The sequence below is a fragment of the Pseudomonas kairouanensis genome (assembly GCF_004682055.1).
In the GTDB taxonomy this organism is placed as follows: domain Bacteria; phylum Pseudomonadota; class Gammaproteobacteria; order Pseudomonadales; family Pseudomonadaceae; genus Aquipseudomonas; species Aquipseudomonas kairouanensis.
Map to the genome: position 1 here is coordinate 39,758 of NZ_QUZU01000005.1, position 20,740 is coordinate 60,497.

A 20,740-nucleotide genomic window follows, 5' to 3' on the forward strand; every position below is an offset into this window, starting at 1 on the left:
CCACCGGTCCCCGCTGTGCGCAGCATCCTGGCTGCGCTGATGCTGGCGATTTTCCTCGGCGCCCTGGACCAGACCATCGTCGCCGTGTCCATGCCGGCCATTTCCGCCCAGTTCCATGACGTCAACCTGCTGGCCTGGGTGATCTCGGGCTACATGGTGGCGATGACCGTGGCGGTGCCGATCTACGGCAAGCTCGGCGACCTTTACGGGCGTCGGCCCATGATGCTGATCGGCATGGGCCTGTTCACCGTGGCCTCGCTGTTCTGTGGCATGGCGCAAAGCATGGAGCAATTGGTGCTGGCGCGGGTGCTGCAGGGCATTGGGGCCGGTGGGATGATCTCGGTCAGCCAGGCGATCATCGGCGACATCATCGCGCCCCGTGAACGCGGGCGTTACCAGGGCTATTTCAGCGGCATGTACGCCTTGGCCAGTGTGGCCGGGCCGGTGTTGGGCGGTTTTATGACCGAGTACCTGTCGTGGCGCTGGGTATTTCTGATCAACCTGCCGTTGGGCGCCGGCGCCTGGTACGTGGCCCATCGCACGCTGGTGGGCCTGCCGGTGCCGCAGCGCAAGCCGATCATCGATTACCTCGGTACCGTGCTGATGATCATCGGCCTGACCGCCATGCTGTTGGGCATCACCGAAATCGGTCAGGGCCATCATTGGCGTGACCGTGAAGTGCTGGGCCTGCTCGCGTGCGGGCTGGTGGCATTGACGCTGTTTGTCTGGCACGAGCGCCGCGCCCGGGAGCCCTTGCTGCCGATGCACCTGTTTGCCAATCGCAGTGCGGTGCTGTGCTGGTGCACCGTGTTTTTCACCAGCTTCCAAGCGATTTCCCTGACGGTGCTGATGCCCTTGCGTTATCAGACGGTGACCGGCGGCGGTGCCGACAGTGCCGCCCTGCACCTGCTGCCCTTGGCCATGGGCTTGCCCATCGGCGCGTATTCGGCCGGGCGCATGACATCGGTCACGGGGCGGTATAAACCCATGATCCTTTGCGGTGCGCTGTTGAGCCCACTGGCGATCCTCGGCATGGCCTTCAGCGCCCCGCAGGCGGTGCTGATGACCGGCGTATTTATGCTGCTCTGCGGCATCGCCGCCGGTTTGCAATTCCCCACCTCGCTGGTGGGCTCGCAAAATTCGGTGGAGCAGCGGGATATCGGCGTGGCCACCAGCACGACCAACCTGTTCCGCTCATTGGGCGGGGCGGTGGGGGTGGCGTGCATGTCGGCGTTGCTGTTGGCGCTGTTGCAAGATTCCAGTTTTGCTCAGATGGCCAGCGGTGCGCTGGTGAGCGAGGGTGGCTCGGGCAACGTATTGCTCGACGGCCTCAACGCCGCCCCCGGCCCGGCGCAGGATGCCTTGCGTGGGGAGCTGGCGGTGACCTTTAGGCATTTGTTGATGGTGAGTGCGGCGGTGTCGCTGTTGGGGTTGGCGGCGGCGATCGCGATGCCTAACCGGGTATTGCGCGGGCGGGAAGACAAGGCGCAATAACAGGCCCTGTGCAGATCAAAATGTGGGAGCGGGCTTGCTCGCGAAGGCGGTTTCTCAGTTGATACATGTGTTGACTGACACACCGCCTTCGCGAGCAAGCCCGCTCCCACCTGTTTATTAGCGTCCAGCTTCAGGGGCTGTAGTAGCCGACCGCAACCATGAAGTGCCCCACCTTGCGCAGATACGCATGCTTGTTCTCAACCTTGTCGGTCACCGGGTTCTTCCACCGATACGTGTATTCGCCCTGGTCCTGGTCGGCCATCAGCTTGAGGATCGGCTCGCCCACCGGCTTGCCATCCGGGTCTTTGATCTTGCCGAAGTCGGTGTTGATCAACCGCAGGTTGGTGCCATGGGCCACGTAGCGCTGGGTGCCCAGGTCCACTACAAACACGTACAGGTCATCCTGCAGGAAGCCGCCCTGCAATGAATTGATGGCCTTGAGGGTGCCTGCTTCATCCTTGAGCAGCGCGTCTGCCGCTTTGTTGCGCAGCGCCCGCGCCTGTTCCGGCGTGGCCCGTGGCAGGTAATAGCCGACCGCCAGGATGCGTTCCCCGACGCGCTGGTAAAACACATGCTTGCGTTCGACCTTGCCGTCATTCCAGTTTTGCCAGCGGTAGTCGGCCTGCTGGATGCCCTGGCCCTCCGGTACCTTGAGGGCGTTCTGGAAGGATGTGCGCAAGTCCGGCCCGAGCACTTCGCTGACATCGCGACCGATCAACGCCGAGGAAGGCCCGCCGCTGGCCAGCAACACGCCGTGGGTATCCACCACGAATACGTAGCGGTCATGGTCGACAAACTCCCCCTGGCGGCTGAATGCAGCGAAGGCCTTGTCGCCATTGCTCTGGTAGTACGCCAAGGCTTTTTCCAGCAACGCCTTGGCTGCCGTGGCGTCGTCTTCCTGGGTGGTGGCCGCGTGCACCTGGCTGAAACACAACAGCAGCAGCCAGGTGATTCGGAGCATTCCCTTCATGGTCCGTCCCTCGTTCTTGTTGGTGTGACAAGAGCGTAGACGGCTGCGGTTCAAACCGCCGAATGTTTAGCTGCGCTGCAACTGAACTCCGCCAAGCCTGAATTTAACCGCCTATTCAGGCGTGTGACGCTGCCGGGCATCGACCTCACAGTGACCCCCCATGGACGGCTCCCCCGATACGCTCCCCGAGCTGGCCTTCTGGGCATTGTTTCACTGCCGGCACGCCCGCCCGCCAGATTCGGCACTCCTACGTTGATCCACGCCCCTGGATGACGCGCACCTGCGCGCCTGACCGACACAAACTTATGAGTATTCCCATGAGTGTTTTCGCGAGCCTGCACGAAGCCCAAGCCTTTCTGGAACAGCACCCGGCCATCGAGATGTTCGAGCTGTTTATCCTCGACAACAACGGCGTGCCCCGTGGCAAGTTGTTGCACCGCGACGAACTGTTGGCGGTTTACGAAAGCGGGCGGCCGTTGCCCAGCACCATCCTGGGCCTGACCATCAACGGCGACGACGTGGAAAACTCCGGGCTGGTGTGGGAGGTGGGGGATATCGACTGCCGCGCCTACCCGATCAGCGGCAGCTTGCAACCGATGCCATGGCGCCTGATTCCCACGGCGGCCGTGCAAGTGAGCATGCACCCCACCGAGGGCCTGCCCGCCACCGTCGCCGACCCCCGGCACTTGCTGGCTAGGGTCATCGACGGGCTCAAGGCCGATGGCTACTACCCGGTGATGGCGGCGGAGCTGGAGTTCTACCTGCTGGACCACAAACCTGACGGCAACGGCCGCCCGCAACCGGCGCGGGACAGGGACGGCGCACGGCCGCGCTCAACCCAGGTCTACGGCCTGCGCGAACTGGAACAGATCGAGCCGTTCCTGGCCGACCTCTACAGCGCGTGCACACTGCAGGGCATCCCCGCACGCACGGCCATTTCCGAATACGCCCCCGGCCAGGTCGAAATCACCCTGCAACACCGCGCCGATGCCATGCAGGCCATGGACGAAGCGGTGCGCTACAAACGCCTGGTCAAAGGCGTGGCGCACAAACACGGGATGACCGCCTGCTTTATGGCCAAGCCCTTCGACGACCTGGCCGGCACCGGCATGCATATGCATGTGAGCCTGGCGGATGCCGAGGGCAACAACCTGTTCGCCAGCGAGGCCGCCGACGGCACGCCGCTGTTGCGCCAGGCGGTGGGCGGCATGCTCAGCACCTTGCTCGATTCGCTGCTGATGTTTTGCCCCAATGCCAACTCCTATCGCCGTTTCCAGACCAACAGCTACGCGCCGCTGGCCGCTACCTGGGGTGTGGACAACCGCACGGTCAGCCTGCGCGTGCCCGGCGGCCCGGCCAACTCCCGGCATATCGAACACCGCATCTGTGGCGCCGATGCCAACCCTTACCTGGCCGCTGCGGCAATACTCGCCGGAATCCACCGAGGCATCCGCGAGCAACGTGACCCCGGCGCGCCCGTGCAAGGCAATGGCTACGCCCAGGCCACAGAATTCTTGCCCACCGATTGGCTTACCACGTTGCGTGCGCTGGAGGGCTCAAGTTGGGCGCAAGAGGCCTTTGGCAGCGAGTTTCTTGGTGTGTACCTGGCGGTGAAACGCGCCGAATATCGCCAGTTCATGGGGGAGGTGGGTGAGCAGGATTGGCGGTGGTATTTGCATCAGGCGTGACCTCTACAGGCTTCGACCTTTTTTTCACGTTGCGCTGGTTAAGCTGTGATTCAAGGTCGTTCACACCCATATGAGCCCGTGATGTCGCCACAACCTCCATCCTCCATCGAGAACGAATACGCCGAGCGCTGTGACCGCGAGCATGCGCGAGTCTGCGGCGACACGCGCCCGCCCGGCGTGATGCAGCGCTTGGCCGCGTGGCGCGACGAATGGTTGGTGCGCCAGGCGCTGAAAGTGGCTGGCGAGCCGGGGCTGATCCTGGACCTGGCCTGCGGCTCGGGGCGCTTCTGGCCGGTATTGGCCGAGCACGTCAACCGGGTGATCCTGGCCTCGGACAATTCCCAGGACATGCTCGACCATGCCCGCACCCACCACCCGGCGGCTTTGCTCAAGCGGGTCAAGACGTTCCAGGGGTCGGCGTTTTCCATCGGCCTGTCGGCGAACGCGGTGGACTGCATCTTCTGCCTGGAATTGTTTCGGCATGTGCCCAGCAGCGACGGGCGCCTGGCACTGTTGCGCGAGTTTCATCGGGTCAGCCGTGACACGGTGATCGTCTCGGTCAACGCTCGTACAGCGGTTGAGAACGAGTTTGGCCAGGCGGGCTTCGAGGTCCTCAATCAGCAGGAGTTCGTACCGGGCTCCAAGCTGTGGCGGGTCTACGTGCTGCGTAAGAGGGGATAGTTTCCGTCTGTCGGACTATTCTTCATCTCCTGTCAGAGTTTTCATGGCCGCCTGTGCACTGCGGATGCTCGCAAGACCCTTTCGCGATATATACTGCGCGCCATTCTTCAAGGGAGAGCCGTGTGGCCATCGATATTCACTGGATCTGCGACAACGATAGCCTCGGCCAGCATTGCGCCCAATGGCAGCAGTTGCCATTCGTCGCCCTCGACACCGAATTCATGCGGGTCGACACCTTTTATCCCATTGCCGGGCTGATCCAGATCGGTGATGGCGTACGCGCTTACCTGATCGATCCCCTGACCATCGACAACTGGCAACCCCTGGCCGCCTTGCTGGAAAACCCGGCGGTGATCAAGGTGGTGCACGCCTGCAGCGAAGACCTCGAAGTGTTGCTGCGCCTGACCGGCAGCCTGCCGGTGCCGCTGTTCGACACCCAATTGGCCGCCGCTTACCTGAACCTCGGTTTCTCCATGGGCTACTCGCGCCTGGTGCAAGCGGTGCTGGATATCGAGTTGCCCAAGGGCGAGACCCGTTCCGACTGGCTGCAGCGCCCGTTGTCCGAGACGCAGATCAGCTACGCCGCCGAAGACGCGCTGCACCTGGCCGAGGTTTACGTCCGCCTGCGCCCGCAACTGTCGGACGACAAGTACGCCTGGGTCCTGGAAGACGGTGCCGAATTGGTGGCCAACCTGCGCCGCGAAGTCGACCCGTACGAGGTGTACCGCGACGCCAAGCTGGCCTGGAAACTGTCCCGTGCCCAACTCGCCGTGCTGCGCGAGCTGTGCGCCTGGCGCGAGCAACAAGCCCGCGCCCGTGACCTGCCGCGTAACCGCATCATCCGCGAACATTCGCTGTGGCCACTGGCCAAGACCCAGCCGGACAACCTCGCCGCCCTGGGCAAGATCGAAGACATGCACCCACGCACCGTGCGTCAGGACGGCCAGTTCCTGCTGGACTTGATCAAGCGTGCTGGCAGTGTGTCCATCGACCAATGGCCGCCTGCGGTCGCCGAGCCCTTGCCAGTGGACGCCGCCGCGCTGATCAAGCAACTGCGTGCCCTGGGCCAGGCCGAGGCCGAGCGCCTGGACATGGCGCCGGAACTGATGCTGCGCAAGAAAACCCTCGAAGCCCTGGTCAAAAGTGGCTACCCCGACGGGCCTTACCAATTGCCAGACTCGCTGCGTGGCTGGCGCCGCGAGTTGATGGGCCAGGCGCTGCTCGACAGCCTGGCCACTGCCGGAGAACAGCCTTGAAACGTATTTGCTCCATCTACCGCAGCTCCAAACGCAGCGGCATGTACCTGTATGTGCTCAAGAGCGATGCCCTTGAGCGTGTGCCCGAAGGCCTGCTGACCATTTTCGGCAAGCCGGCCCATGCCTTCGACCTGGTGTTGAGCCCCGAGCGCAAGCTGCAACAGGAAGACATCGTCCAGGTCCTGGAAAACCTCGACAAGCAGGGCTACCACCTGCAAATGCCGCCGGCCGAGGACGAGTACATCGAGCACTTGCCCGAAGAGCTGCTGCGCCGCAACGACCCGATGTGATCGGTGGGTGCCCTGTGCGGGGCACCGTCTTCAATGAAATCGTATACGTGGGCGGTGGCCGTAAGGATGCGGGCGGCCGTCTGCACTGTTTTTGAAAGGTTTTAAGCATGCGTGTTCTGATTGCTGAACAGGATCATCCGCTCTACGCCCAACTGCTGGGCGAAGTTGCGCCGGACCTTGAAGTGCTCACCAGCGGCGATTCGGCCCAATTGTCACGCCTGGCCGCCGATTGCCCGGTATGGCTGGGCCAGCCGGACCTGCTGGCCACTCTGTTGCGCCAGGGCCATCAGCCTCAGTGGCTGCAATCGACCTGGGCCGGTATCACCCCGTTGCTCGCCGACGGCTTGCGACGCGACTACCGCCTGACCCGCGCCGTGGGCATCTACGGCCAGGTCATGGCTGAATTTGTCCTCACCTATATGCTGGGCCACGAGCGCGAAGTGCTGGCGCGCCTGGTCAGCCAGGTGGAGCGCAAGTGGGACGGTCGCACCGGCCAGAGCCTGGCGGGGCGCAAGGTATTGATCGTAGGCACTGGCGATATCGGCCAGAGCGTTGCCGAGTTTCTGGTGCCGTTCGGCGTGAAGCTGTACGGCATCGCCAGCACCGCGCGGGAGCAGGCACCGTTTATTGAAGTGGCCGGGCTCGATCAGTTGGGGCGGTTGGTGGGGGAGGTGGATTACGTGATCAACCTGCTGCCCAACACGCCGAGCACCCACGACCTGTACGACGCGGCGCTGTTCAAGCAATTCAAGCCCACCGGGTTGTTTATCAACGTGGGGCGTGGGGTGGCCGTGGTGGATGCCGACCTGGTTGAAGCCCTGAAGGAAGGACACTTGGCTGGCGCCGTGATTGATGTGTGCCGCCAGGAGCCGTTGCCCCAACGCCATCCGTTCTGGACCGCCTGGGGGTTGCTGCTGACCGGGCACAGTTCGGCACCGACGTCGCCGCAGTTGATGGTGGAGTTGTTTATGCAGAATGTGCGGGCGTATCAGGCCAAGCAGGCGTTGCGCGGCGAAGTGGATTTCGCACGCGGTTACTGACGCAGCGCGGGACAATAATGTGGGAGGGGGCTTGCTCCCGATAGCCGAGTGTCAGTCAACAACTGTGTGACTGATGTACCGCTATCGGGAGCAAGCCCCCTCCCACACTTCGTTATGCGTCTGGCTTAGAGGCTGAAATCACCTTCGGACACCAACTCGCTCAACGGACGACGCGGGCTCGGTACTTCGCGGCCTTGCAGGTATTCCGGCAGGGTCGACTTGTCACCCAGCTTGCCAATCGCCACGGCGGCATGCAGCGCATAACCTTCCGGAATCTTCAGCTCTTTGCGGGTCAACTCCTGATCGAAACCGGCCATGCCATGGGTGTGCCAACCGCTGAGGCTGGCCTGCAGCGCCAGGTGGCCCCAGGCGGAACCGGTATCAAAGGTGTGCCACAGCGCCGGGGTTTCTTCGCTGGCGCCGGGGGCGGTGAAGTCGGTTTTCGAGGCAATGATCACCAGGGCCGACGCGTGTTGCGCCCAGCCACGGTTGAATTCATTGAGCAGGCCCAGGAAACGTTCCCAGTTCGGCGTGTCGCGGCGCGCGTACAGAAAGCGCCAAGGCTGGGAGTTGTAGGCCGACGGCGCCCAGCGTGCCGCTTCGAAGAAGCTCAGCAGGGTTTCTTGCGGGATGCTCTCGCCGGTAAAGGCGCGGGGCGACCAACGTTCGGTGAACTGAGTGTGGATCGGGTAATCGGCAACGCGTGTCATGGGCAGCGGTTCCTGAGGGTCAATTCGGCGTTCAAAGCTACTGCGCGCCCGCTAGACTGACAAGTGTTGTTACACCGCCAGTCGTAAGCGCTTGGTTCCACGGGCCTTGGGCACTAGACTGGCGGCCTTTTCACCTACCGATACTGATGTAGAGCCATGGCCGCCAAAGTCGAACCTTTCTGGATACGCAAAACCCTTGAACACCTCGACCAGGAGGAGTGGGAGTCGTTGTGCGACGGCTGTGGCCTGTGCTGCCTGCAAAAGCTTGAGGATGAAGACGACAACAGCGTCTATTACACGCGCATCGCCTGCAAACTGCTCGACCTGAAAACCTGCCAGTGCAGCGACTACCCCAACCGCCGCGCCTCGGTACCCGACTGTATCCAGCTCACACCGGGCCAGGCCGACCAGTTCAAGTGGTTGCCGCCGACCTGTGGTTATCGCCTGGTCAGTGAGCGCAAGGACCTGCCCCTGTGGCACCACCTGGTCTGTGGCGACCGCGACGCCGTGCACCATGAACGCATTTCCCAGTCCGGGCGCATGCTCAGCGAAGGCAGCGTGCCCGAAGACGACTGGGAGGATTACCTGATTTTCCGCGCGGGTTGAACAAGGAGTGTGTATGAGGCAGCGAACCCAGCTGGCAGCAAGCCTGGTGTTGCTGGCATTGAGCATGCCTGCGTGGTGCGCCAAGAAAATCGACCTGGATTACCACGTCAAGTTGCTGCCCCAGAGCGATCAGGCCGAGGTGCGGGTGAGCCTGTCCCAGGGCTCGGCGGTGCGCAGCCTGGACTTTGACCTGGGGCGCGACGGCGACTACAGCGACTTCAAGGCTGATGGCCAGTGGCGTATCACCGACCACCGTGGCCGGTGGCAGCCCAGCGCGAGCAAAGCCAGCCTGACTTACCGCGTACGCCTGACCCATGCGCGCAAACCCGGCCTCTATGAGGCCCGCATGACGCCGAGTTGGGCGCTGTTGCGTGGCGAAGACCTGGTGCCCCCTGCGCGGCTCGACCAGCAGGATGGCGTCGAACTGGTCTCGCGCCTGGCCTTCGAACTGCCCGCCGGCTGGAAAAGCATCGAAACCGCCTGGCCGCGCATCGGCAAGAACAAATTCCGCATCGACAATGTGTCGCGCCTGTTCGACCGCCCGACTGGCTGGATGCTGGCCGGCACCCTGGGCAGTCGCCGCGTGCGCCTGGGCGAGACTGAAGTTACCGTGGCCTCACCCAAGGGCCAGGCCATGCGCCGCATGGATGTGCTGACCTTGCTGACCTTCGTCTGGCCCCAGGTGGAGGCGGCGTTCCCACGCCACCCCGCCAAGCTGCTGATAGTGGGTGCCAGCGACCCGATGCGCCGTGGCGCGTTCTCGGCCCGCGACTCGATCTACCTCAACAGCCGCACGCCGCTGGTCAGCGAAAACGGCAGCAGCCCGCTGATCCGCGAAGTGGTGCAGGCAATTGGGCGCTTCAACGACCACGACACCAGTGACTGGATCAGTGAGGGCATCGCCGAGTATTACGCTATCGAACTGGTGCGTCGCGCCGGTGGGATCACCGACGAGCGCTACCAAGCGATCCAGGCGCGGTTGGCGAAGGAAGGCAAGGACGTGACCACCTTGCGCGGCGAGCACGTCAGCGGTGCGACGGTTTCCCGGGCGGTGGTGGTGTTGCAGGAGTTGGATCGCGAGATTCGGGTGAAAACCCATAACAAGCGTTCGCTGGACGACCTGGCCCAGGCTGTGATGCGGGCCAACAGCATTACCACGGCGGAGTTTGCGCAGTTGGCTGAGAGCATTCTCGGCGAACCTTCAGTGGTGCTGGATAGCAAATTGCTGCACTGATCCAAAGCCATACACAAAACCAAATGTGGGAGCGGCGGTGCGACGATTCGACTTGCTCGCGAAAGCGGTGTGTCAGTTGATACATGTGTTGACTGACACACCGCTTTCGCGAGCAAGCCCGCTCCCACATTTAGATCTCCATTGTTTGGGAGATCTTCTTTAGCCAGTGGTTTTTTCAGCAGCCACTTCTGCTTTGGTCTTCAGGTTTTTCAGCTCAGCACCCGCCCGCTCAATCTTGGTACGCACGCTGTTCATTTCCTGGCGACCCTGCTCCAGCTTGTCTTTGAGCGAGCTGTGCCCGGTAAACCCACGCGCCAGCGCCACGCCGCCAATCGCCACCTGGATCAAGCCAAAAATCCCACCACGGCGCAGGCCTTTGCCCACCATCATCACGCCACCGGCCACCGAGCCGATGCGCTCCCAGCCGTGTACGTTCTGGGTGGGCTGGGTCTCGAAGGGGGTGTGTTCGATGATAGGTCGCAAGGTTTTGCTGTCGCTCATGATCTGTCTCCAACAAGGCTAGTGATACGTAGCTGACTGCGCGCAGGCGCCGGATGTTCCCAAAAGATCAATACTTGGGGCCCGAGCGGGTGTTGTTGCCCTTGGCCAGGCGGTCGTAGAGCACCACGTTGACGGTGGCCGCCAGGTTCATGCAACCGGTGGTCGGGATGTACACCACGTCTTCACACCAGTCGCGGATCTCTTTGTCGAGGGAGCCGTCTTCGGGGCCGAAGATGTACAGCGCGCGGTCGGGGTGGGTGTATTCGGGCAGCGGGCGGGCGCCGTCCACCAGTTCCACGGCGACGGGGATGCAGCCCAGGGGCAGGATCTTTTTCAGGTCATCGATGCCGATCAGTGGAATGTCGTGGTGGACTTTCTTGGTGTCGGTGATGAAGTCCCGCGCACGCTCGTAGCGCACGCCGGTGTAGAACACCGAGGCCACGCCGTAGCAGCCGGCGGCGCGCATGACCGAACCAACGTTTTCGGGGGATTTGGGGTTATACAGACCGATGCAGCTGTAGCGTTTATTGCCCACGGGGAAGGGTGCCTTGGAGGAAAACCGCGATTATACGGCCTGGGAGTGATGGGGTGTTTGTGGGATCGCCTTCGCGAGCAAGCCCGCTCTCACATTTGACGGCATTCCAAAGGAGGTACGCGTACAAATGTGTGCGGGCTTGCTCGCGAAGAGGCCGGTACAGGCAACCAAAATCTCAGTCGTCTTTCTTCATCAACCCCGCCAACGCCGCAAACGGGTTATGCGTGGCCTTGGCAATGGTCGGGCTGCTGGTGGAGCCTTCGCCGAAGTACTGCTGGTCGGTGTAGCGTGAGTGTTCGTTGTCGTGGCAGTACAGGCACAGCAACTCCCAGTTGGAGCCGTCCTGGGGGTTGTCGTCATGGTTGTGGTTGCGGTGGTGCACGGTCAGTTCGCTCAGGCGCTTGCCGGCGAATTCACGGGCGCAGCGGCCGCACACGTGGGGGTACATTTTCAGGGCTTTGTCGCGGTAGCCCATTTCCCGGTCGCGCTGGGCATCGGCGAGGATGCGGTCCAGCTTGGCGGTGTGGGAGGGCGGGTTGGTTGAGCTCATCATGGCTCCTGTCTGTTTGGTGGTCACGGATACGCTTGATTCTAGCCGGTCGCGGCGCAATTAGCCCTTGAGCTTTTCCGCAATCCAGATGGTGTGCCGCGTGCCTTTGTTGCCATGGGCAAATACCTGCACTTCCTCGGCCTTGAACCCGGCCTTGCGCAGTTTGTCGCTGAACAGCTTGTCGGCACTGGCCGACCACACCGCCAGCACGCCTTTGGGGCGCAGGGCCTTGGCGCAGGCGGCCAGGCCACCGGCGGAGTAGAGCCAGCTGTTGGCCTTTTGCGTGAGGCCTTCGGGGCCGTTGTCCACGTCGAGCATGATCGCGTCAAACCCCTGGGGCTCGGCCTGCAGCACGTTGGCCACGTCTTCCTGGCGGATCACGGTGCGTGGGTCCAGCAGTGGGCGGCCGGATTTCTCCCCCAGTGGGCCACGGTTCCATTCCACGACGCCTGGCACCAACTCCGCGACGACGACTTCGGCAGTCTTGCCCAGATGCTTGAGCGCCGAGGCGAGGGTGAAGCCCATGCCCAAGCCACCGATCAATACCCGTGAGTCAGGGCGACCGGCGACCTTGCGGCAGGGAATCTCTGCCAGCGCATCTTCGGAACCGTGCATGCGCGTGTTCATCAACTGGCCGCCGTCGCCGCCCTGGATCTTGATGACAAAGTCTTCACCGTATTCGAACAGGCACAAGGCACCGCCGTTGTCGGGGATCGGGGTGGTGTCCAGCAGAACGAAACGTTTCATGGAAATCTCATTGGGAAGGGCATTCTTGCGCAGTTGGGAGTAGCCTTGTGGCATTCCGGTCAGGCCATGGAGCCATCGATGAAGTGCAGCATTCTAACGGTCATTGTGCTCGGCGCGCTCACATTGGGTGCGGCCCAGGCCCAAGAGGTGCAAACCGTACCGGTCACGCCGGCGCCAACCCCTGGCGCACCGGGCACCCCGACACCCACCCTGTACCCCCAAGTCACCCCGACGGCCGTGCCCAAGACAAACGGCTCGCCACCCCTGGTGCCTATCGTGCTGCCGACCCCGCCCAAGGACCAGACAGTGCCCGGCCTGCTGCAAAACGACAGCAAGCCGAAGACACCCGGCGGCTAGATCTGTTGCGAAAGCAGTTGCCCATCGACCATGCGCAGGCGCTTGGACAGGGCAATGGCAATGGCGCGGATGATCTTGGCGGCCACTCGGGGGGCTTCGTTGAGCATCTTTTCCAGGGAGTCCTTGCCCAGGTTCAACAGCACGCAGTCAGTGGCCGCCACACAGCTGGCGGAGCGACGCTCGCCGTCAAGCACGGCCATCTCCCCGAAGGCCCGGCCACTGCGCAGGGTGGCGATGGTCAGGCGCTGGCCATCGTGGTTGGTTTTTTGCACCGCCACCTGGCCGCTGTGGAGGATGCACATAAAGGTGCCCGCATCGCCTTCCAGAAAAATCACTTCGTCCTGGGCAATGCTGCTGATATTGAAGTAGCCGGCGGCCACATGAAAATCTTCCGGCAACAGTGGGTCGAACAGACCGCAGTCCATCAGCATGTCGCGGATTTCGTTGTTTAACAGTGTCGGTTGAGGCATGGCTGCAATCTTGGTCCATCAATCAATAGGCGGTCCTGTGTTCAGACAAAACCGCCGCGCGAAGTTCCTAAATCAACCCCAGCGCCTTGAACACAAATGCGTATTCGAGCGCTACGTCACGTAATCCCTGGTAGCGCCCGCTCATCCCGCCGTGGCCGGCACCCAATTCGGTCTTGAGCAGCAGCAGGTTGTCGTCCGTCTTGGTGTCGCGCAGCTTGGCCACCCACTTGGCCGCCTCCCAGTACTGCACGCGGCTGTCGTTGTAGCCGGCGATCACCAACAGGTGCGGATAGGCCTGGGCACGCACGTTTTCGTACGGTGCGTAGGCCTTGATGCGTTCGTACACCTCTGGTTCTTGCGGGTTACCCCACTCGTCGTACTCGGTGATGGTCAGCGGCAACTCCGGGTCGAGCATGGTGTTGAGCACATCGACGAACGGCACTTCGGCAATCGCTGCCTGGAACAGATCCGGGCGCTGGTTGAGCACCGCGCCAATCAACAGGCCACCGGCACTGCCGCCGCTGATGGCCAGTTGCTTGGAGGTGGTCAGCCCTTCGGCGATCAGGTGTTCGGCGCAGGCGATAAAGTCGCTGAAGGTGTTCTGCTTGTGTTCCTGCTTGCCGTTGCGGTACCAGGCTTCGCCCAGTTCGCCGCCGCCGCGTACATGGGCAATGGCAAACGCCACGCCCCGGTCCAGCAGGCTCAGACGGGCATGGGAGAACCACGGATCGAGGCTCGACCCATAGGCGCCGTAGCCATACAGGTACAGCGGCGTTGGCTTGCCCAGTTGCTCGCGCTTGACCACCAGGCTGATGGGCACCTGGGTGCCATCGGCAGAGGTGGCCCACAGGCGCTGGCTTACATGATCGTCGGCGTTGAACATGCCCAGCACCGGTGTTTCCTTGAGCACTTGCTGCGCGCCGCTGGCCAGTTCCAGCTGGCGCACCTGGGCCGGGCGGTTCAGAGCTTCGTAGCGCAGGCGGATTTTGTCGCCGACAAATTCCAGGCTGTTCTGTACGTAAAGGCTATAGGCGGCGTCGGGCAATTCCACGCGATAGGCCGATAGACCTTGCGGGTGTACTTCAATCACCGGCAGGCCGCCGATGCGCAGGCTCAGGGTCATGGCGCCAGTGTTCAGGCTCACGCCGTCGAGCATCACCTCGTCGCTGTGGGGGATCAGGTTTTGCCACTCATCCTGGGTCGGCACGTCGCCAATGTCGGTGGCCACGAACAATGCGTAGTTGATGCCATCGCGGTTGCTGCGGATAAACCAGGTCCACGCGCCATTCAACTGGCCGTGGTCGACATCGTATTCATGGTCTTCGACCCGTGGCGCCAGGCAGGTGAACGCCAAATGCGGCTGGTCGGCGTCCAGGGCCCAGACTTCGCTGGTGGTCTTGCTGCCCAGGGTCAGCAGCAACTGGCGCTCGGAACTGGAACGGTAGCAATGCAGGAAGAAACGCCCGTCAGGCTCGTGGAACACTTCCTGCGCCGCCGTGCCGTCCAGGCGGTAGCGATACAGCTTGTGCGGGCGGTGGGTGTCGTCCAGTTCGCCGAAGAACAGGGTCAGGCTGTCATTGGCCCAGGTCATGCTGCCGTCGCAGTCTTGGAACTCCAGTTCGCTGACCTTGCCGGTGGCCAATTCCTTCACGTACAGGGTGTAGATCTCTTCACCGCTGGTATCGAGGCTGTAGGCCAGGCGCTGGTGGTCGGGGCTGATGCTGAAGGCGCCCAGGGAGAAAAAGCCGCCGTTGGCCAGCACGTTGGGGTCCAGCAGCAGTTCTTCGCTGCTGTCGTCTACCTGGTTGCCGTCATCGGCCGGGCGGCGACAGCGGTAGTGGCGGGCGTATTCGTCGCCGGCGGTGGTGCGGGTGTAGTAGAGATATGGGCCCCAAGGAGAGGGCAGGGACAGGTCGGTTTCAAGGATGCGACCCTTGATCTCTTCGAACAGGCTTTCGCGCAGAGCGTGCTGGTCGGCGAGTTGGGCTTCCTGCCAGGCGTTTTCGGCCTTGAGGTAGTTGAGCACCTCTGGCGTGTCACGCTCTTGCAGCCAGGCGTATGGGTCCTGGCCTGGGGCTTTGCGGGCGATCGGGGCGTTGGAGGTCGGCATGGATCACTCTCTGTCTGGCGGACGGTGGCAGGCTTTGCAGCCGCGACACGCAAAAGTCGTTACTATAGCCGCCTGTTTGCCTACGTTGCCATGGACACCATGACCGAGAACGACTATCTGACCGCTTGGGGCCTTTACGCCTTTGCCGCTTTGGGCTGCCTGTTGGTGTGGTGGCGCATGACCCGCTGGATCTGGCGTTGGTTGCGCGAGCCGCTGCAATTGCTGATGGCGGTGTTGCTGTTCAGCCCGACCGTGGTCGACCCGGTCAAGACCCAATTTGCTCCGGCCGTGGCCATCACCGCCCTGGACCTGCTGCTCAAGGTCGGCAATAACGCCTGGCGGGCGATTTCCGATTTGTTCATGTACGCGATGATCGCCTTTGGCGTGTACATCGTGATCGTGTTGATCCGCTGGCCCATCGAACGCGCCGCCCGTGACCGTCGTGAGCGCAAGGCCGCTGCCGACGCCGCGCTGGCCGCCGAGCCTGTCGAGGATGACGAACCGTTTCGCCGTCCTGCCCCTGTAAGCGGCATGCGCGTCGAACCGCGCCTTTAACGTTGTAGCGAGAGCCCTGGCATGTGTGAATTATTGGGCATGAGTGCCAACGTCCCCACCGATATCGTGTTCAGCTTCACCGGGCTGATGCAGCGCGGCGGGCGCACCGGCCCCCACCGTGACGGTTGGGGCATCGCCTTCTACGAAGGCCGCGGCTTGCGCCTGTTCCAGGACCCGGCCGCCAGCAGCGAATCGGAAGTCGCGCTGCTGGTGCAGCGTTATCCCATCAAGAGTGAAGTGGTGATCGGCCACATCCGCCAGGCCAACGTGGGCAAAGTGAGCCTGGCCAACACCCACCCGTTCGTGCGCGAACTGTGGGGCCGCAACTGGTGCTTTGCCCATAACGGCCAACTGGCGGACTTCAGCCCCCGTGCCACCTTCTACCGCCCCGTGGGTGACACCGACAGCGAAGCGGCCTTTTGCGATTTGCTCAACCGCGTGCGCGAAGCCTTCCCGGAGCCGGTGGACATCGAACAGATGCTGCCGGACCTGATCGCTGCCTGTGCCGAATACCGCACCAAAGGCGTGTTCAACTGCCTGCTCAGCGACGGTGACTGGCTGTTCTGCTACTGCTCCACCAAGTTGGCGCAGATCACCCGGCGCGCACCCTTTGGCCCGGCACGCTTGAAAGATGTCGACGTGATCGTCGATTTTCAGGCCGAGACCACTCCCAATGACGTGGTGACGGTAATCGCCACCGAGCCGTTGACCGACAACGAAAACTGGACCCGCTACGAACCGGGCCAATGGAGCCTGTGGCGGCGCGGTGAATGCGTCAGCCAGGGCATTACCGAGTAAGGATATCGACCATGTTGCTCAGCTATCTGCGGTTGGTGTTGTTTGCCATTGGCTTGTTGGTCGGCGTGCAGGTGCCGGGGTTTATCAATGACTACGCCAAGCGTGTCGAAGCCCATTTGATCGAGGCCCAGACTGGCCTGCGCGGGTTTGAGTCCACCGCGCAGCAGTTCTTCAAGGGTGATTTGCAGGCATTGGTGGCGCATTACCGTGCCAGCGATGACCCGGTGTTCCAAAGCGATGCCAGCAGCCTGGGCGCGATGCTCGATCGCCAGGTGGCGTTGGACAAGCAATTCCAGGCCATGCAAGGCCCGTGGTACATCCGCGCACTGCAAGTGGCAGTGGCGGCTGACCCGGATATTCGCCAGGAGACCTGGAATGGCTACAGCTATCAGATTTTGCTGACGCCCGAGGCCATGGGCTGGGGCTTGGGCGGGGCGATGCTGTTGTCGTTCGGGCTGGAATGCCTGTTCCGCTTGATCGACTGGGTGGTGTTGGGCGGCAAGCGGTTGCGCCAGAGCCGGCCGATTGAAGAGCGAGACTTGAAAGGCCTCTAAAACCCAACTCGGTCAAATGTGGGAGGGGGCTTGCTCCCGATAGCGGTTCTTCAGTCACAGATGTATTGACTGACCCACCGCTATCGGGAGCAAGCCCCCTCCCACATTTGAATCTCTATTTTTTCAGTGAAGTGTGTGGGCTCAGTTGCATTCTGTCTTCGCCGACTTCTTCGGCATAGCGGGCAACTACCTTCTGACACAACCCCACAATCTCCTCCACCAACTCCACCCCCACGCGCCACGACACCACCACCTGCAAATTCGGCAGGCGCTGCTCCATGGGCAACATCACCAATTCCCCCTTCGCCAATTCCTCCATCACCAGCACCGGTGGCAACGCGCCAATGCCGAAGCCATCGCGCAACAAGCGGGTGATCGCCGACACCGAGTTCACACAGTTCATGCGCGGTGCGGCCACGCCGTTGGCCTGCATCAGGCTGAGCACGTCCTGGTGCGGGTGGGAGTTTTTCGAGTAGGTGATGATGCGTTCCTGGGCCAGTTCGGCGAGGGACGCGTAGTCGCGGTGGTAAATCGATTGGCTGGCGACGATCCAGGCCATGGGGTGGCTGCACAACTCCAGGCTGCGCACGGTTTCGAGGCGCAGCAGGTCGGTTTGCAGGATCAGGTCAAGGAAGCCTTTTTGCAGCTGATCGCTGAGGTTAAGCGCGGTATCGGCGACCAACTCGATTTCTACCAGGGGGAAATGGTCCATCAGTTCGGCCACCAAGGGGCTGAGCCAGGTGTGGATCACCGTGTCCATGGCGCCAATGCGGATGCGCCCGACCTTGCTGCTGGTGGTCTCCAGGGACTGTTTCAACCCTTGCATGGTCAGCATCATCTGCTCGGCGTAGTCGAGCACCTTCAAGCCTTCCGGGGTCAGGCTCACGCCCCGTGAGTCGCGCAGAAACAGTTTCACCCCCAGCTCGCTTTCCAGCACCGCGATGCGGCTGGAAATCGACGCCTGGGTGGTGAACAACTTCTCGGCGGTCAGGCGAAAGCTCTTGAGCTTGGCCACCCAGACGAAGGTTTCGAGGAACTTCAAATTCATGGGATCAACTTTTTCTTATGCATGGATCGGTTTTTATTAGTTGGACGCCGCAGGCTGCCGGCGCCAAAAATCGAGCTATTGCACGATAAGCGTCGTTGGGGGCTCAGGACAAGTTGCGAGTTCTGCGTAAAAAATCCCACACTACAAAAAAACAAAGCCTACAGGAGTGCCCCACCGTGAGCCGCCTGCTATTGAATTGCGACATCGGCGAAAGCTTTGGCAACTGGACCATGGGTCTGGATGCCGAGGTCATGCCGTTCATTGATTGCGCCAACGTGGCCTGCGGCTTTCATGCCGGCGACCCCAGCATCATGCGCAACACCGTCAGCCTCGCACTCAAGCACGGCGTGCAAGTGGGAGCACACCCTGCGTACCAGGACCTGCAAGGGTTTGGCCGCCGTTCCATGGCCTATACGCCCCAGGAAATCCAGGACCTGCTGCACTACCAGATCGGCGCCCTCGACGGCATCTGCCGCGCTCAAGGTACCCGCGTGAGTTACGTCAAACCCCACGGCGCGATGTACAACGACATGATGGCCAACCCGGCGCAATTGCGTGCTGTCATCCAGGCCATGGCGGCCTATGGCGACCTGCCGCTGATGCTGCTGGCCACCCGCGACAACCGCGCGGCCCAGGCCCTGGGCGATGAATACGGCGTGACCCTGTGGTTCGAAGCCTTTGCCGACCGCGCCTACGACAACAAGGGCCATCTGGTGTCGCGCCAGTTACCGGGCGCCGTGCATCACGATGCCGATGTCATCGTGCAGCAAGCCCTGACCCTTTCCCGTGGCGAAGCCCTGATCGCCAGCGACGGCAGCCCGTTGATCCTGCAAGCCAATACCCTGTGCGTACACGGCGACAACGCCAGTTCGATTGCCGCCGTGCAACGCATTCGCCAGGCGTTGACGCCCGCATGAAGCCACGGATTGAAGTAGTCGCCATCGACTGCCTGATGGTGCGTCTGTTTGACGTGATCGCTGAAGCCAACATGCCCTGGATGCTCGCTGCCACTCAGCGGCTGTGTGAAGGGTTTGGCGCAGCGTTGGTGGACCTGGTGCCGTCCTACACCACTTTGATGGTGCAATACGACCTCAGCGTATTTAACCCGGCCCAGGCGCGGGAACTGATCGACCAGGCCCTCACTGACCTGCAACCGCAAGCCCAGGGCAGCGGCCAGTGCCATGTGCTGCCGGTGTGGTACGACCTGAGTGTCGGCCCCGAACTGAGCCTGCTCAGCCAGCGCAGTGGCCTCAGCATCGACGACGTGATCCGCCGCCACAGCGCTCATGAATACCAAGTGTTTGCCCTGGGTTTCGCCCCCGGTTTCGCCTTTATGGGGTTGGTGGATGAAATCCTCGCGACCCCACGCCTGAACACCCCGCGCAAACGCGTAGCGGCCGGCAGCGTCGGCATAGCCGAACGGCAAACGGCCGCCTACCCGGTGGTGTCGCCGGGTGGCTGGAACCTCATCGGCCGCACCCCGGCCAAGCTATTTGACCGCGAGCGCGACGGCTACAGCCTGATGCAGCCGGGTGACAGCGTGCGCTTCGAGCCTGTGGAACACGCGCAATTCATCAAATTGGGTGGCGATGACACGCCGTTGGAGGCGCAGGCATGAGCCGCTTGATCATCGAGGCCAGTACGCCGCTGTGCCTGCTGCAGGACGCCGGTCGTTTTGGTGTGCGCCACCTGGGTGTCACCCAGGGCGGGGCATTGGATTGGGTGTCGATGTCCTGGGCCAACTGGCTGCTGGACAACGCATTGGACGCGCCGGTGGTGGAAATCACCCTGGGCGGTTTCACCGTACAGGCCGAGGATTATTGCCTGCTGGCCCTGGCCGGTGCGGACCTTGGGGCGTATATCGACGAACGCGCCATCAGCCCAGGCCGCAGTTTCATCCTGCAAAAAGGCCAGCGCTTGCGCTTCACTCAGCCGTTCAACGGTGCGCGGGCTTATCTGGCCGCTCCCGGCGGGTTTGACGCGCCGCAGGTGCTGGGCAGTTGCGCCACGGTTGTGCGAGAGGAGTTGGGCGGGGTGGATGGTTTTGGACGGGCATTGGCCGAAGGCGGGCGCTTGGCCTATTCCGGTGCGGGTGGGGCGATGAAAGTGCTGAGCGACACAGGCCTGCCTGCCAATACCGCCTTGGACGTGATCGTCGGCGCCCAGATCGGCCAGTTCAGCGGGCAAAGCCTGTTCGATGCGTTCAACACCGAATGGGCTCTGGACAGCCGCGCCGACCGTATGGGCATGCGTTTGTTGGGTACGGCGTTGCAGTACCAGGGGCCGTCGTTGATTTCCGAAGGGATTCCCTTGGGCGCGATCCAGGTGCCGCCGGATGGGCAGCCGATTGTGTTGCTCAATGACCGGCAGACCATTGGTGGGTATCCGCGCCTGGGCGCATTGACGCCGTTGTCGCTGGCGCGGCTGGCGCAGTGTTTGCCGGGAGAGAAGGTGCGGTTGGCGCCGGTGGTGCAGGAGACGGCGCATCGGCAGCACGTCGACTTTTTGCAGCGGTTTAAATAACGCCGCAATCCTAAATGTGGGAG

Annotated in this window: 24 protein-coding genes; 15 read left to right on the plus strand and 9 right to left on the minus strand. The window is 62.5% G+C overall.

Features of this window, described 5'->3' with window-relative positions; all coding sequences use genetic code 11:
- Positions 1 to 39: 39 nt before the first annotated feature.
- Positions 40 to 1,494: an MDR family MFS transporter gene (locus DYL59_RS06095; RefSeq protein WP_238340630.1), complete on the plus strand. Its 1,455-nt coding sequence runs from the start codon at positions 40 to 42 to the stop codon at positions 1,492 to 1,494.
- 130 nt (positions 1,495 to 1,624) lie between these two features.
- Here the strand turns inward: DYL59_RS06095 and DYL59_RS06105 are convergent, their stop codons facing one another.
- Positions 1,625 to 2,464 (minus strand): cache domain-containing protein, encoded by an 840-nt coding sequence (locus DYL59_RS06105; RefSeq protein ID WP_135288378.1) that lies wholly within the window; start codon positions 2,462 to 2,464, stop codon positions 1,625 to 1,627.
- A gap of 317 nt (positions 2,465 to 2,781) precedes the next feature.
- Here DYL59_RS06105 and DYL59_RS06110 point away from each other — a divergent pair, with 317 nt between their 5' ends.
- The 5 genes from DYL59_RS06110 to DYL59_RS06130 all read left to right on the plus strand — a co-directional run bounded on the left by DYL59_RS06110 (position 2,782) and on the right by DYL59_RS06130 (position 7,419).
- On the plus strand, positions 2,782 to 4,152 hold the full coding sequence (locus DYL59_RS06110; RefSeq protein ID WP_135288379.1) for a glutamine synthetase family protein: 1,371 nt from the start codon (positions 2,782 to 2,784) through the stop codon (positions 4,150 to 4,152).
- Between the two features lie 81 nt (positions 4,153 to 4,233).
- Positions 4,234 to 4,833 (plus strand): class I SAM-dependent methyltransferase, encoded by a 600-nt coding sequence (locus DYL59_RS06115; RefSeq protein ID WP_135288380.1) that lies wholly within the window; start codon positions 4,234 to 4,236, stop codon positions 4,831 to 4,833.
- Positions 4,834 to 4,955: 122 nt separating this feature from the next.
- Positions 4,956 to 6,089, plus strand: coding sequence for a ribonuclease D (gene rnd / locus DYL59_RS06120; RefSeq protein ID WP_135288381.1), 1,134 nt, complete (start codon positions 4,956 to 4,958; stop codon positions 6,087 to 6,089).
- Complete coding sequence (locus DYL59_RS06125; protein WP_135288382.1) at positions 6,086 to 6,379, plus strand: YcgL domain-containing protein; 294 nt, start codon at positions 6,086 to 6,088, stop codon at positions 6,377 to 6,379. Before rnd ends, DYL59_RS06125 begins: the two co-directional genes overlap by 4 nt.
- A 107-nt stretch (positions 6,380 to 6,486) precedes the next feature.
- A complete protein-coding gene (locus DYL59_RS06130) occupies positions 6,487 to 7,419 on the plus strand; it encodes a D-2-hydroxyacid dehydrogenase (protein WP_135288383.1) in 933 nt (310 codons plus the stop codon).
- 125 nt (positions 7,420 to 7,544) lie between these two features.
- Here the strand turns inward: DYL59_RS06130 and DYL59_RS06135 are convergent, their stop codons facing one another.
- On the minus strand, positions 7,545 to 8,129 hold the full coding sequence (locus DYL59_RS06135; RefSeq protein ID WP_135288384.1) for a nitroreductase family protein: 585 nt from the start codon (positions 8,127 to 8,129) through the stop codon (positions 7,545 to 7,547).
- Between the two features lie 156 nt (positions 8,130 to 8,285).
- Between DYL59_RS06135 and DYL59_RS06140 the strand changes: the two genes are divergently transcribed.
- Together DYL59_RS06140 and DYL59_RS06145 are read left to right on the plus strand one after the other, a co-directional pair.
- Positions 8,286 to 8,735, plus strand: coding sequence for a YcgN family cysteine cluster protein (locus DYL59_RS06140; RefSeq protein WP_065950524.1), 450 nt, complete (start codon positions 8,286 to 8,288; stop codon positions 8,733 to 8,735).
- 13 nt (positions 8,736 to 8,748) lie between these two features.
- On the plus strand, positions 8,749 to 9,969 hold the full coding sequence (locus tag DYL59_RS06145) for a M61 metallopeptidase family protein (protein WP_135288385.1): 1,221 nt from the start codon (positions 8,749 to 8,751) through the stop codon (positions 9,967 to 9,969).
- Between the two features lie 159 nt (positions 9,970 to 10,128).
- On the opposite strand, the gene DYL59_RS06155 is transcribed toward DYL59_RS06145, so the two are convergent.
- From DYL59_RS06155 to DYL59_RS06170, 4 genes are all read right to left on the minus strand, one after another.
- On the minus strand, positions 10,129 to 10,470 hold the full coding sequence (locus DYL59_RS06155; RefSeq protein ID WP_135288387.1) for a YgaP family membrane protein: 342 nt from the start codon (positions 10,468 to 10,470) through the stop codon (positions 10,129 to 10,131).
- A 67-nt stretch (positions 10,471 to 10,537) separates the two neighbouring features.
- A complete protein-coding gene (locus tag DYL59_RS06160; protein WP_014717486.1) occupies positions 10,538 to 11,005 on the minus strand; it encodes an RNA methyltransferase in 468 nt (155 codons plus the stop codon).
- Positions 11,006 to 11,180: 175 nt separating this feature from the next.
- On the minus strand, positions 11,181 to 11,555 hold the full coding sequence (locus DYL59_RS06165; protein ID WP_003210675.1) for a YajD family HNH nuclease: 375 nt from the start codon (positions 11,553 to 11,555) through the stop codon (positions 11,181 to 11,183).
- A 60-nt stretch (positions 11,556 to 11,615) separates the two neighbouring features.
- Positions 11,616 to 12,302, minus strand: a complete 687-nt coding sequence (locus DYL59_RS06170; protein ID WP_135288388.1) for a spermidine synthase — start codon at positions 12,300 to 12,302, stop codon at positions 11,616 to 11,618.
- A 78-nt stretch (positions 12,303 to 12,380) separates the two neighbouring features.
- Here DYL59_RS06170 and DYL59_RS06175 point away from each other — a divergent pair, with 78 nt between their 5' ends.
- Entirely contained in the window at positions 12,381 to 12,659 is a 279-nt protein-coding gene (locus DYL59_RS06175) for a hypothetical protein (protein WP_135288389.1), read from the plus strand.
- On the opposite strand, the gene DYL59_RS06180 is transcribed toward DYL59_RS06175, so the two are convergent.
- Positions 12,656 to 13,129: a cyclic nucleotide-binding domain-containing protein gene (locus DYL59_RS06180; RefSeq protein ID WP_135288390.1), complete on the minus strand. Its 474-nt coding sequence runs from the start codon at positions 13,127 to 13,129 to the stop codon at positions 12,656 to 12,658. The genes DYL59_RS06175 and DYL59_RS06180 overlap by 4 nt on opposite strands.
- 67 nt (positions 13,130 to 13,196) lie before the next feature.
- Positions 13,197 to 15,239, minus strand: coding sequence for a S9 family peptidase (locus DYL59_RS06185; RefSeq protein WP_135288391.1), 2,043 nt, complete (start codon positions 15,237 to 15,239; stop codon positions 13,197 to 13,199).
- A 24-nt stretch (positions 15,240 to 15,263) separates the two neighbouring features.
- On the opposite strand from DYL59_RS06185, the gene DYL59_RS06190 reads away from it, so the two are divergent.
- Genes DYL59_RS06190 through DYL59_RS06200 form a run of 3 tightly spaced genes read left to right on the plus strand, consistent with a single transcriptional unit; the run spans position 15,264 to position 17,146 of the window.
- On the plus strand, positions 15,264 to 15,794 hold the full coding sequence (locus DYL59_RS06190; protein WP_135288392.1) for an MFS transporter: 531 nt from the start codon (positions 15,264 to 15,266) through the stop codon (positions 15,792 to 15,794).
- A 21-nt stretch (positions 15,795 to 15,815) separates the two neighbouring features.
- The gene (locus tag DYL59_RS06195; protein ID WP_135288393.1) at positions 15,816 to 16,592 is read left to right on the plus strand and encodes a class II glutamine amidotransferase; all 777 of its coding nucleotides are present in this window, start codon (positions 15,816 to 15,818) and stop codon (positions 16,590 to 16,592) included.
- An 11-nt stretch (positions 16,593 to 16,603) separates the two neighbouring features.
- On the plus strand, positions 16,604 to 17,146 hold the full coding sequence (locus DYL59_RS06200) for a DUF2937 family protein (protein ID WP_135288394.1): 543 nt from the start codon (positions 16,604 to 16,606) through the stop codon (positions 17,144 to 17,146).
- Positions 17,147 to 17,261: 115 nt separating this feature from the next.
- Here the strand turns inward: DYL59_RS06200 and DYL59_RS06205 are convergent, their stop codons facing one another.
- Positions 17,262 to 18,194, minus strand: a complete 933-nt coding sequence (locus DYL59_RS06205; RefSeq protein ID WP_135288395.1) for a LysR family transcriptional regulator — start codon at positions 18,192 to 18,194, stop codon at positions 17,262 to 17,264.
- A gap of 176 nt (positions 18,195 to 18,370) precedes the next feature.
- Between DYL59_RS06205 and DYL59_RS06210 the strand changes: the two genes are divergently transcribed.
- Genes DYL59_RS06210 through DYL59_RS06220 form a run of 3 tightly spaced genes read left to right on the plus strand, consistent with a single transcriptional unit; the run spans position 18,371 to position 20,717 of the window.
- On the plus strand, positions 18,371 to 19,111 hold the full coding sequence (locus DYL59_RS06210) for a 5-oxoprolinase subunit PxpA (protein ID WP_135288396.1): 741 nt from the start codon (positions 18,371 to 18,373) through the stop codon (positions 19,109 to 19,111).
- Positions 19,108 to 19,812: a 5-oxoprolinase subunit B family protein gene (locus DYL59_RS06215; RefSeq protein WP_135288397.1), complete on the plus strand. Its 705-nt coding sequence runs from the start codon at positions 19,108 to 19,110 to the stop codon at positions 19,810 to 19,812. Before DYL59_RS06210 ends, DYL59_RS06215 begins: the two co-directional genes overlap by 4 nt.
- Positions 19,809 to 20,717 (plus strand): 5-oxoprolinase subunit C family protein, encoded by a 909-nt coding sequence (locus DYL59_RS06220; RefSeq protein WP_135288398.1) that lies wholly within the window; start codon positions 19,809 to 19,811, stop codon positions 20,715 to 20,717. The genes DYL59_RS06215 and DYL59_RS06220 overlap by 4 nt, the downstream gene beginning before the upstream one ends.
- Positions 20,718 to 20,740: the final 23 nt, after the last annotated feature.